The 11,456-nt window shown below is 65.8% G+C and carries 14 protein-coding genes; 4 read left to right on the plus strand and 10 right to left on the minus strand.

The window, feature by feature from the left end; translation table 11 throughout:
• Positions 1–90: 90 nt before the first annotated feature.
• The 4 genes from AC4AMJ_RS02520 to AC4AMJ_RS02535 are packed head-to-tail and all read left to right on the plus strand — an operon-like array spanning position 91 to position 2,285.
• Positions 91–1,020, plus strand: coding sequence for a hypothetical protein (locus tag AC4AMJ_RS02520; RefSeq protein ID WP_489897147.1), 930 nt, complete (start codon positions 91–93; stop codon positions 1,018–1,020).
• A 17-nt stretch (positions 1,021–1,037) separates the two neighbouring features.
• Positions 1,038–1,325, plus strand: a complete 288-nt coding sequence (locus AC4AMJ_RS02525) for a hypothetical protein (RefSeq protein ID WP_489897146.1) — start codon at positions 1,038–1,040, stop codon at positions 1,323–1,325.
• Positions 1,322–1,921, plus strand: a complete 600-nt coding sequence (locus AC4AMJ_RS02530; protein ID WP_489917092.1) for a DUF3558 family protein — start codon at positions 1,322–1,324, stop codon at positions 1,919–1,921. The genes AC4AMJ_RS02525 and AC4AMJ_RS02530 overlap by 4 nt, the downstream gene beginning before the upstream one ends.
• Positions 1,922–1,928: 7 nt before the next feature.
• A complete protein-coding gene (locus tag AC4AMJ_RS02535; protein ID WP_489917094.1) occupies positions 1,929–2,285 on the plus strand; it encodes a hypothetical protein in 357 nt (118 codons plus the stop codon).
• Positions 2,286–2,514: 229 nt separating this feature from the next.
• On the opposite strand, the gene AC4AMJ_RS02540 is transcribed toward AC4AMJ_RS02535, so the two are convergent.
• Genes AC4AMJ_RS02540 through AC4AMJ_RS02585 form a run of 10 tightly spaced genes read right to left on the minus strand, consistent with a single transcriptional unit; the run spans position 2,515 to position 11,242 of the window.
• On the minus strand, positions 2,515–3,372 hold the full coding sequence (locus AC4AMJ_RS02540; RefSeq protein WP_489917096.1) for an MBL fold metallo-hydrolase: 858 nt from the start codon (positions 3,370–3,372) through the stop codon (positions 2,515–2,517).
• Complete coding sequence (locus AC4AMJ_RS02545) at positions 3,369–4,430, minus strand: acetamidase/formamidase family protein (RefSeq protein ID WP_489917098.1); 1,062 nt, start codon at positions 4,428–4,430, stop codon at positions 3,369–3,371. Before AC4AMJ_RS02545 ends, AC4AMJ_RS02540 begins: the two co-directional genes overlap by 4 nt.
• A complete protein-coding gene (locus AC4AMJ_RS02550; protein WP_489917100.1) occupies positions 4,427–4,879 on the minus strand; it encodes a cupin domain-containing protein in 453 nt (150 codons plus the stop codon). Before AC4AMJ_RS02550 ends, AC4AMJ_RS02545 begins: the two co-directional genes overlap by 4 nt.
• Positions 4,876–5,619, minus strand: coding sequence for a cysteine hydrolase family protein (locus AC4AMJ_RS02555; protein ID WP_489917102.1), 744 nt, complete (start codon positions 5,617–5,619; stop codon positions 4,876–4,878). The genes AC4AMJ_RS02550 and AC4AMJ_RS02555 overlap by 4 nt, the downstream gene beginning before the upstream one ends.
• Positions 5,616–6,410: a creatininase family protein gene (locus AC4AMJ_RS02560; RefSeq protein WP_489917104.1), complete on the minus strand. Its 795-nt coding sequence runs from the start codon at positions 6,408–6,410 to the stop codon at positions 5,616–5,618. The genes AC4AMJ_RS02555 and AC4AMJ_RS02560 overlap by 4 nt, the downstream gene beginning before the upstream one ends.
• Before the next feature lie 10 nt (positions 6,411–6,420).
• Positions 6,421–7,287 (minus strand): ABC transporter permease, encoded by an 867-nt coding sequence (locus AC4AMJ_RS02565; RefSeq protein ID WP_489917106.1) that lies wholly within the window; start codon positions 7,285–7,287, stop codon positions 6,421–6,423.
• The gene (locus AC4AMJ_RS02570; RefSeq protein WP_489897137.1) at positions 7,284–8,036 is read right to left on the minus strand and encodes an ABC transporter ATP-binding protein; all 753 of its coding nucleotides are present in this window, start codon (positions 8,034–8,036) and stop codon (positions 7,284–7,286) included. Before AC4AMJ_RS02570 ends, AC4AMJ_RS02565 begins: the two co-directional genes overlap by 4 nt.
• A complete protein-coding gene (locus AC4AMJ_RS02575) occupies positions 8,033–9,394 on the minus strand; it encodes an amidohydrolase family protein (protein WP_489917108.1) in 1,362 nt (453 codons plus the stop codon). The genes AC4AMJ_RS02570 and AC4AMJ_RS02575 overlap by 4 nt, the downstream gene beginning before the upstream one ends.
• Positions 9,395–9,427: 33 nt before the next feature.
• Positions 9,428–10,483, minus strand: a complete 1,056-nt coding sequence (locus AC4AMJ_RS02580) for an ABC transporter substrate-binding protein (RefSeq protein WP_489917110.1) — start codon at positions 10,481–10,483, stop codon at positions 9,428–9,430.
• Positions 10,484–10,531: 48 nt separating this feature from the next.
• Positions 10,532–11,242: a FadR/GntR family transcriptional regulator gene (locus tag AC4AMJ_RS02585; RefSeq protein ID WP_489897134.1), complete on the minus strand. Its 711-nt coding sequence runs from the start codon at positions 11,240–11,242 to the stop codon at positions 10,532–10,534.
• Between the last annotated feature and the right edge of the window lie 214 nt (positions 11,243–11,456).

Below are 11,456 nucleotides of genomic sequence, written 5' to 3' on the forward strand. Positions count from 1 at the left end.
ACTTTGGGCCGCAAAGCCGCTCGGCGATCATCCTGTTACAGTCGTCGGCGTCTGGGGACACTGAGGGGACTGCGAGGGGGCTCGGGGGGAGTGGGCGAGAAGCTCAGGGCTGATCCGGAGTGGATCAGCGGGTTGGGAAACTACGTTCTGGCGTTGAACGGGAACCTGCAGAAAACGGTGCAGTTGGTCAGCGGCCACGCCGGGTCGACCGGTGAGTTCAAGGGTCTTATGAGTGGCCTCAAAGGCCCTGTCGACACCTTGCGTGACGCGACCGTCAAGCGTCAGGGCACGCTCGATCCGGCCTTGGTCGGTACCGGCGTGAATCTCAAACAAGCGGCGTGGAACTACACGAGCACCGACCACAACGCGGCGCTGGGGATCGCGCACACCCGCACGGACGCGCACAATCCCAATCCTTTCCCGTCGCCGCTCGAGTTCTACCTTCCGAAACCGGTTGTCGACGACTTTCCCGGCGCGCGCACGTTGACTGCGCCGCGATCGGTGGACGTCGCGGCGCCGCCGCCGGAGGACGTGGACTGGGATGGGATCATCCAGGAAACCGCCGGGTGGCTGGGTGATGCCGACCGTGCGATCGAGAATCTGACCGGCTGGAGCCCGATTCAGGAGGCGCTGGAACCGGTCGCCGGTAACTGGATGGAACTCAAGCGCATCGGGAGGACGTACGGAAAATCCGGGACCGCCTTCGACACCATCGCCGGGGATCTGACCAGTGGACACAATGAGGTCGATTCGCACTGGAACGGCAAGGCGGCCATCGCATTCACGAACTACAACATCGCGATGGTGCGAGGCCTCAACTGGGAGGGCTCCGTCGGTCGGCTGCTCGACCGTGGGCTCAGTATGGCTGCGGACAAACTGCAAGAGGCCGCCAAGGCGATCATCGAGCTCGTCAAGAAAGGGCTGTCCCGGCTGATCAAGGTGGACAGCTTCGAAGGCATCCTCAAGCTGGCCGCGAAGGTGGTGCCTGGTGCGGGACAGCTGCCGCCGTCGCAGAGGTGACACGTCTGCTGTATGAGGTGGCGACCACGGTCAACGACATGATCCAGGAACTTCAGACCGCCATCGATGCGCTGAAGACGTTCATAGAGTTCTGCCACGACCCTCTCGGTTTCGCTCGCGGACGAGCCGAGGACAAAGTCAAGGACGAGCTCAAGCCCTTCACCGATTTTGTCGGCGACGTCCAGGACAAGACACAGCTCGTCGAAGACGTAGGAACGGCATCCCAGGTGGGACGAGTCGGTGCGACACCGACCACTGGCTACGATTCGGGTGCCAATGGACAGCTTTGGGAGGACGCGCCGTGAAGAATCTGATCAAGTTCCCGGCGACGTGCGCGGTGGTGGCGACGGTGTTGCTTCTCGGTGCATGCGGCGAGGACGCGGCAGATGGCGGGCAGGTGTCCTCGAGCACGCAAGGCCCTGTGACGGTCAGCGCCGCGACGTCGAGTGTGGCGACCAACTGGGCCGAGAGACCGGAACAAAACCCGACAGACCTGACGGCACAACAATTCTGCGCGATCCTCACTCAGCAGGACATCGCACCGTTGGCCGAGGGCGACGTCGGTGACCGGCCGACACCGACCGACGACAATGGGCTGCCGGGCTGCACGTGGCCGCTGAGCGAGGGCTACGGGTCGCTCGCGATGGCGGTGACCAAGCCGTTCGACGTCGATATCCTCTTGGACAACACGGTTTCTGGAAAGTACGCCATGCGCGACGGCACGATGTACCGGCAGACCGAGGAGGACATCGCGAGGTGCCGCGCAATGGTCCAGACTCCCAAGACACCGGAGGGATTCCTCCTGTCTGTGTCGGTTGACGGATCTGTTGGTGCGGCGGTCAATCCGTGCAAGGCGGCCATCCCGCAGACCGAGAAGGTCCTGAAGGCTCTGGGGTGGTGAGACACCTGTGACAAGCCCGGAAGGCTTCGACGCCGCATTCCGCAAGCTCGAGTCTGCGATGGGCGACCTCGGCACGGCCACGGCACGGGCCCGCAACATCGAGTTCCCCTCGGTCGAGTTCACTTCTCCCAAAACGGAACCCGAGCCTGATCCCGGACGTACCGGCGACGAACTCGCCGACCTTCGCCGGTGGGCCGCCGACGAGCATGCCCGCAACGCCGAGTTCCGCCGGCGGGTGGACGAGGCGATCGACGCCGAGATCGAGGCGCGGGGTGGCTGGATCACCGACGACCGGCGTAATCAGATCATCGACGACGTGCGCGCGCACATGCTCCGGCAACTCCGGCGCTTCGGCGGTGCGTGAGGCTCGCTGAGCGGCGCCGCCTCGGAATCGTTGCGCTGCAGACGCTGATGGTTGCGAGCGTGGTGGGAGTCGGCAATGTGGCGCACGATCGGGGGAGCGCTCACCGATGCATCCCCAGCGGAACGCGAAGCTGTTGCGGTGCCACGCCCATTACACGGGGAACTGTCAAATACACGCGATGCATTGCGTGTATTTGACAGTTCCCCGTGTATTTGCGGAAGCCTGCCCCTCACACCCGACTCAAGATCGCAAACCCCGGCCCGTCCGTCCGCCGCACCGGAGCGCCCTGCGGCCCGTCGACCACCTCACCGGACTCCGGGCATCGCGCCACCCGGGCGAACGCCTCGGCCACCCGTGCGATGAATCCGCGGTCGACGTCGGCGACCAGATTGTGGCCGACGAACGCCTTCGCCACCGGCAGCTCGGCCAGCGAGGCCAGCGACTGCGCGAACACCGAGACGTCGCTGTCGTCCAGATGCGCCCAATAGGTGGTGGTCAGCAGGGTGTCCCCGCAGAACAGGAAACCGGTCTCGGCTTCCCACAGACACAGCGAGTCGGGCACGTGACCTGGGGTGTGTAGCACGGTCAGGCGACGGTTGCCGAGGTCGATGACGTCGCCGTGGTCGAGGCCGCGGGTCGGCGGGGTCGCGGGAATCGCCCACTCCGCCAGATCGGGGAGTGGCCGCATGGTGAGGTCATCGGGGCTGAGGAAGAACTTGACCTTGTCGAGCTCGCGAAACTGCGTGTAAGCAGCCAGCAATCGCTGCGCCGACGCCGCGTGAGCCTCGAGAACCTCCGCAGGCACCTCCCCGTACAATTCCATCCCCGACCGGTGACACAGGAACTCGTCGGCGTCGACGTGCTGGTTGCCGCCGCGATGGTCGTAATGGTGATGCGAATTGATTACGACCAGCGGCAGATCGGTGATGCCGCGCACCACGTCGTGGATGTTGCCGATGCCCAATCCCGTGTCGAAGAGCAGCGCACGCTCGTCACCGACGATCAGGTAGCTGTTCACATGCCCGGGCTCCGCGATCAGATGAACGCCGGAACCATAGTCGCGCAGGGCAAACCAGCTGTCGCTCATGACCACTCGCGGAAGTCGGCCTTGCGGATCACCGTGTGACATCCCTTCACCTGATCGACCACCTGGGAGATCCGCACATCGCCCGCCGCACTGAGGTAGGCGTACGCCAGGTCGTGGGGCACATCGTAGCGGTGGGACAGAAGGTCGAGTGCGGCCCGAACACTCTCGCGGCACGCCTCGTCGAGGTCGGCGTCGAGGCCGATGCTGATCAGCAGGTCGGCGGTCTCGGCGAAGGGACGCCCGTTCGCGGCGTGCGCACCACCGGGAATCACCTCCACCTGCAGGGTCGCGCGCAGTGGGGCCTCGAACGCGGTCAATGCGACCTCGCCGTCACCCTGGGCGTAGTGCGGGTCGCCGACGTAAAGCAGCGCATCCGGAACCTGCACCGGCAGATACAACGTCGCGCCCACGCCGAGATGTGTGATGTCGAGGTTGCCACCGTAGAGTCCCGGTGGGATGGAGTTGGGACGAACCGATCCTGCGGCCGCCACCCCGACGATCCCCAGGAACGGCTTGAGCGGGAAGCGGATCGAACGTGCCGACCCCGCATACGCCGACTCGTCCTGCGCCAGCGGCAGCAGCCCGAGATCGCCCTCCGCTTTGCAGAACACACTGCTCACCTCGCCGGTGGGGAAGCTCTCGGGCAGCGCACCGCGGCCGTGACGCGACGACACGATCCCATAGTCGGCGCGGCGTTCGAAGTCGACCATCGAGACCGCCAGCAGATCACCGGGTTGGGCGCCGCGCACCCCGATCGGTCCGGTCACCACGTGGGGTCCCACGTCGCCGTACCGCAGCCCGGACGCGGCGATCTCGACCGCATCGGGCAGCACGTCCCGCGCGGGAACCCCGAACCGTGCGAAGAACTCTCGCGGGTCGCTCCCCTGGTCGGGCAGGATGCCCTCATGGCTGACGGTGTCGATGGTGATCGTCTCGCCCGGCGTCATCGCAGCCACGGGCGCATCGTCGGTGCACGGCAGCTCGCCCCACAGAATGGTGTCGGGCGTGGAGGTGAGGTGATGGGTGCCGACGGCGTCGTCGGCGGTGGTGGTTTTCACGGTGCAGCAGTTCCGTTCAGATGCGACGCCGCCAGCACAGCGACGTCCTCGGCGGTCAGATCCACGGGAGTGCCGCGCAGGATGAGATCCTCGAAACCACCGTCGTTTTCCATGACCGTGATGGTGTACATCTTGTCGGTCGCCGACGTGTTCGCGATGTGATGGACCGACCCGGACGGCAGCACGATCACCGATCCGGCTCTCAGGTCCACGACGTGGTCGTCGCTGTGCGCGACACCCTCACCACGCAGCACGACGAACGTCTCGGTCGACTCCGGATGCGAATTGTCGGGCTGTGAGCCGCCCGGCTCCCAGATCTCGAAGCACACCGTCGTCGACGACCCGGACGTCGACGGCCCGGACAACACCATCAGGACCACCGTGTCGTCGGGGCTGATCTTGTAGGCGGTCAGGTCGGCGACGTCGTGCAGGACGGGGGCGGAACTCATGATTCCTCGATTCTGGCGACCAGCGCATCCAGATGCGCCGTGAATCCATAGCATTGGCGAACGTTGTAGACGGTGGCGTCCATGCAGTACGACGGGGACGTGGTGGCGACGGCGTCTTCCAGCATGATCACGTCATAGCCCAGGCAGGCGGCGTCGACCAACGTCGCATACACGCACTGGTCTGCGTTGACGCCGGCGAACAACAGGGTGTCGACGCGCAGGTTGCGCAGCACCGAGTCGAGCTCGGTGTCGAGGAAGCCGCTCATGCGGTACTTGTCGACGAAGATGTCGGAAGCCTCGGATTTGAGTTCGGAGGTGACGGCGGCGCCCCAGCTTCCGCGGGTCAGAACCGCCTCGGACTGTGCAGCGGTGTCGCCGATGCCGCCGCCGGTGCCGTCGGGGTCATAGACGTGCAGCACGCCGGGTGGGAGGTTTGCCTTGTCGAGCCGGTTGCCCCAGTTCACCCAGATCACCGGGACGTCGGCGCCACGCACCGTGGGAAGCCCGGCAGTGAGCGCATCCACCGCACCGGCCGCGCCCGAGACGTCCACACCGATCCCGTGCAGCCAGCCGCCTTCGGTGACGAAGTCGTTCTGCATGTCGACGACGATCATCGCGGCCCGCGTGAGATCGATGGTGACCGGCGTCGGTTCGGCGTCCAGCACCACCGGGCGTTCGGGCAGCGCCGGCCGACGCAGATCGGCGTGACCCGGGGACAGCGACCACAGGTTGCGGGTCATGACCGGGTCCGGGCGGGAAAGCTGAACGAGCGCACCTCCAGCAGCGATACGGCGAGCTGCTCGGCCGCGGACGCGAGGATGGCCTTCCCGACGTCGGCGCTGGCATTGGTCGGGTCGCCGACGGTGCCGGATGCCGAGACATCGTCGGTGAGCCATGCGGTGGGCAGCACACCCTCGAGGGTGAGGTGCTTGTACTTGGCGAACTCGGCGGCGACGGCCTGACCGTCGGCGAATGCGCGCTCGTGGTGGACGAGTTCGGGGGCGATCGCCATCATGATCGACGTCTCGCCGTAGCCGCCGTGGATGTCGAAGTCGTCCTGGCTGCGATCCACCTCCGGGGGCGTGGGGAAACGCATCGGCATCACCGGGAACACCTCCAGCCCGGTCTGGTGGCGGATGTCGCGGGCCACCACATCGAGCAGACCGGGTTGCCCGCCGTGTCCGTTGACGAAGACGAGTTTGCGGAAACCGCTGGCGGCCAGAGATTCACCCAGGTCCATGCAGACGGCCATCAGGGTGGCCGCCGACATCGCGATGGTGCCCGACCGTCCGAGATGCTCGGTGGACTTGCCGTAGTGCAGGGTCGGCAGCACCCACACGTTGCAGTCGTCGGGCAGGCTCTCGACGGCGGCCGCGGTGATCACCTCGGCGTGCATGGCGTCGGTGATCAGCGGCAGATGCGGTCCGTGCTGTTCGACGGCGCCGATCGGCTGCACCACCACGGCATCTGATTTGTCGATCGCCTCGACGTCGGTGGTGGTCAGGTGCGCCAGATGAAAGATCCGTGTCATGAAGAGTTCCTCACTCGTCGTCGGGCAGGGCGGATTCGTGCCAGCGGGAGAGCAATACGCGTTCGAGCAGGACCACGAAGCCGAACAGCACCAGGGAGACCACGCTGGCCATCACCACCGCGACAAACAGCTGCGGCGTGCGGAGTTGGACGGCGCTCTGGGTGATGATGTAGCCGAGTCCGCCCTCGCCGCCGCCCACACCGGCGACGAACTCACCGACGATCGCACCGATCACCGACGCGCCGGCGGCAATACGCATGCCGGTCAGGATCGACGGCGACGCACCCGGCAGTCGCAGCGAGAACAACGTCACCCGCGGCGGTGCGCCGGCCATCGAGTACAGCTGCACCAGGTTCCGGTCGATCGACTTCAGGCCGTGCAGTGCGTTGGCGGCCACCGGGAACAGCGCGATCATCGCGCCCACCAGCATGTTGGTGGTCTGCCCGGGACCGATCCACACCACGAACAGCGGCGCGATCGCGACGATCGGAATGGTCTGCAGCACGATCAGATACGGGTAGAACCCGCGTTCGGTGATCCGCCATCGGGCCATCACCAACGCGACGGCCACGCCCGCGACGGTGGCCACCAGGAACGCAAGATACGACTCCTGCACGGTCACCCAGGTGGGCTGCCAGATCGAAGTCCGCTCCTCCCACATCGTCTGCACCAGCGTCTTCGGCGACGGCAGCATGTAGGACGGGATGTCGAAGAGGGCGATGATCAGCTGCCACAGCGTGATACCGAGGATGAACGCGCCCACCGGGGGACCGACCTGCAGCAGCCGCCCCTTCACGGAACGGCGGGCTTCGATGGTGCCGGCGGTCTTGGGCTTGACGATCTTGGTCAGCAGGGATGGGGAATCGATGACAGTCATTCGCGGAAGCTCCCAAGCATGATGGAGATCTGTTGTTGCAGCGCCCGTAACGCGGCCTCGTCGCGTTCGGACTCCGGGTCCAGTGATGGTGGGCTGGGCGACTTGATGACCTCGACGACGTGGCCGGGTCCGGTGTTCATGATCGCGATCTGGTGGCCGAGGGTGCACGCCTCGTAGATCGAGTGGGTGATGAACAGGACGCTGAACTGCTTCTCCCGCCAGAGCCGCAGCAGTTCGGCACCCATCTTCTCGCGGTTGAATTCGTCGAGGGCGGCGAAGGGTTCGTCCATCAGCAGCAGTTCGGGGTCGCTGGTGACCGACCGGGCCAGCGAGGTGCGCATCTTCATGCCGCCGGAGAGTTCACGCGGGAACGATTTCTGGAAGCCGTCGAGCCCCACCATCTTGATGGCCTGTTCGGCGCGTTCGCGACGTTCCTTGCGCGGCACCTTCTGGAGTTTCGCGATCACCTCCACGTTGGCCTGCACGCTGCGCCAGGCGAGCAGGGTGGGGTCCTGGAAGACGTACGACATGCGTTCGGTGTCGCGGGTCATCGAGCCCGAGGTGGGTTCGGTGAGCCCGGCCGCCATCCGCAGCAGGGTGGTCTTGCCGCAGCCGGACGGACCGACCAGCACGGTGATCTCGCCGCGCCGCACCGATAGGTCAATCGGGGCCAGTGCCCGGAAACCGTTGCCGTACACCTTGTCCGCAGCGTCGAAGGAGACGAGATTCTCCGCCATGGTCATCGTCATGATCTCACCGCCATGTCATCGTGGTGGACGATCGATGCGCGACGTGTACGCATCGACCGGTGGATGTCGTGTCGATCGGCGGTGAGGACCTCACCGCCGCCGACGACCTGGGTGCCGTCGACCCACACATCGGCGACGTCGGCGGGGGAGCCGGCGAACACCAGTCCCCGTCGCAACGTCGACGAACCCGAGTAGCCGGGTGACTCGACGTCAACGGTCACCAGGTCGGCGCGATAGCCCGCACGCACGGCACCGATCGTGTCGTCCAGGCCGACGGCACGTGCGCCGCCGCGCCAGGCCATGTCCAGGGCGTCGACCTCACTGAGCCGACCCGCATCCAGGGTGCGCAGCCGGTCGGACAGCACCGACCACTTGATGGCCTCGAACATGTTCTGGCCGTTGTTGCTTCCGGGTCCGTCGCAGCCGATCGCGACCGGCACCTCGAGCGCACGCAGGTCGGAGATGGGTGCCGGGCCCGACGCGAGGTAGGCGTTCGACGTCGGGCAGGTCACCACGGTGGCGCCGAGTTCGGCGATCAGTTCGCGTTCGTCGGGTTCGAGCCACACGCAGTGGACGAGTTGTGTTCGCGGGGTGACGAGTCCGTGGTCGCGGAAGTAGTCGACCTCGCGCAGGCCGTGACTTGCCACGGTGGACTCCACGCTGGTCTGGGTTTCCGCGCAGTGCGCGTGCAGGCCGATGCCGGTGTCGGCGAGGTAGCCGCCCACCCGGTCGCACAGTTCGGCCGACGCGAGCCAGGTGGTCTGGATGGCGGCTTCGCAACGAATCCGCCCGGCCGCCGCGCCATCCCACGCCGATACGAATCCGGCGAGGTTGTCCAGATACTCGTCGACGGTCTCTAGCCGTGAAGTACGCGTACCGCTGGCGTCCATGTCGACACCGCCGCGCGCGATGAGGCCGCGGATGCCGATGTCGCGGAACGCGCGGGCCACATGATCGGAGTTCTCGGGATGGTGGTGGACGTACTGGTTCTCCAGCACCGTGGTGACGCCGGAGCGCAGGTTCTCCAGCAGTCCGGCGGTGGCCGCGAGGTAGAAATCCTCGGGCTCCATGCGCCCGGTATACGGCCAGATGTCGTGGGCCAGCCAGTCTTCCAGGCAGTGTGTGGTGCTGACGCCGCGGAGCATCGATTGGAACAGATGGCAGTGGGCGTTGATGAAGCCCGGCATCACCAGGTGTCCGGTCGTGTCGACGACGCGGTCGGCGGTGGCGCACAGTTCTCGGGCGGCTTCGCCGTCGCCGACGTCGGTGATCACACCGTCGTCGACGACGACGAAACCCGACGGCATCTCGGTGAAGGCGTCGACGATGATCGCGCCTCCGGTGAATACCGTTCTCATGAGGGGTTTCCTAGCCTTGGTCGGTTCTGCGGATCAGTTCTGGCCGGACGGCGGTGCCGGCAGATCGGTCGGCGCAGCGACCGTCGGCAGCAGGCTGGCGTCGTAGAGATCGCCCGTGGTGACCGGCTTGGAGATCTGATCCAGCTTCTTGAGCTGATCGATCAGGGTGGACCAGCGCGCTTCGGTCATGGCGCCGAGCTGCTTGGCACCGTCACCGGAGACGACATACTTGCGCTGGGCGTCCCAGGCGTACCAGACGGACTCGTTCGACTGTTCGCTGTTGGCCTTGAGGATCGCGTTGTTGGCGTCGGTGGCCACCTTCACGTCGGACATGTAGTCGTGCCAGCCGTTGATGCTGGCGTCGAGGAACGCCTTCAGCTCGGTTTTGTGCTCGTCGAAGTACTTCTTGGAGGTGAAGACGACGTCGTTGTACGGGTTGAATCCCGACGCCGAGTACGGCATGAAGTTCACCGGCACACCGGCTTCCTCGGCTTGGCGCACCTCGTTGGTGGGCCAGCCCTGCTGCAGCAGCGTCGGGTCCTTGAGGAAGTTGGCGATGGACCCCTGGTACTGCATGGTCTTCAGCGGCACCCCGAGTTCCTTGTCGAGCCAGACCGGGTAGAGCGCGCCGGCCTGGCTGACCAGAGTGTGGCCCTTCATCGCGTCGAACGAGGTGATGTTCTGATCCTTGTGCGACAGGATGCCCACCGGGTTGTCCTGGTACAGCGCCGCGATCGCGACGACGGGGATGCCCTCCTGCTGTGCCTGCACGATGCCGGCGGCGTCGGTGTGGCCGATCTGCGCACGGCCGGAGGCGACCAGCTGTGTGGCCGACACCTGCGGTCCACCGGGCTGCAGGGTGACGTCGAGATCGGCGTCCTTGTAGAGGTTCTCGGTCTGCGCGGCGTAGTAGCCGCCGCCTTCCGGATCGGCGTACCAGGGCAGGACCACGGTCATCGTGGTGGCACCGCTCGCGTCAGACGAGGAGCCGGAGTCGGAGCCGCAGGCTGCGGTGCCGAGCGCGAGGGCGGATGCGACGACGGCAACCGCGACGCGCAAGAGCCGCCGACGAGGACGTGCTGATTCCATGGGGAAACCTTCTGTGTGTGATGGATGGATGACGATGATCGACGTTGATCAGAACGACGGGTGGTGTGAGCGAGTCATGTCGGCAACCTCGGAAAGATGCTGCAACATGGCTTGTCTCGCGGCCTCGGGATCACGCTGCTGCAGGCAGAGGTAGATCCGGTGGTGTCCCTCATGGGACAGGCGGCGCGAGGGCGAGTCAGCATGCGACAGCGCCCGGGTGGAGGCGGTCCACTCGTTGGCCAGCGTTCCCAGCGCCACGAGCAGACGGTTCTGTGAGGCCTGCGCAACCAGCATGTGGAACGCGATGTCCTGCTCGATCGATTCTTCCTGGGTGAGCGGAAGTTTCGTTCGCTCGAGGACGGTTTCGAGCGCGATCAGGGTGGAGTCGGTGATCCGACGCGCCGCCAGTTCCGCGAACCGCGGCTCGATCGTCTCCCGCAGCTCGGCCACGTCACGCAGCGTTCGCTCGGCCTCTGAGATGCGTTCGTAGAGGTCGTTGGCGCGGGCGGTGGGTTCGGTGACGATGGTGCCGCGACCCGGGCGCCGAGCCACCATGTTCTTGACCTCGAGCTCGTGCATCGCTTCTCGCAGGGAGGTGCGCGAAACATTCAGCGACGCAGCCAGTTCCCGTTCAGATGGCAGCCGGGTACCGGGCTGGAGTTCGCCGGTGGAGATCAGCCGTTCGAAATGCGCGACGATCTCGTCGCCGATCGACGTCGACCGACGGACGAATCCCGTCAACTGCGGCAGTTCTGTCACGCGATCCCCTTGGACTGATTGGTCGGACCATCTGATGAACACATCGTATGGCGGGGTGCGCTTGGGTCGCGCGCCGGAGAACGATGCTGCAACATGTCTTTGACGCGCGAAATGTAGATGTAACGCAAGGACTTCCCCTCCGGTCCTCAGGAGCGAGCTTGCGAGCGTCCAATCGGTCCCTGAGGAGCGAGCTTGCGAGCGTCCAATCGGTCCC

This window comes from Gordonia sp. LMA484, from assembly GCF_058129505.1.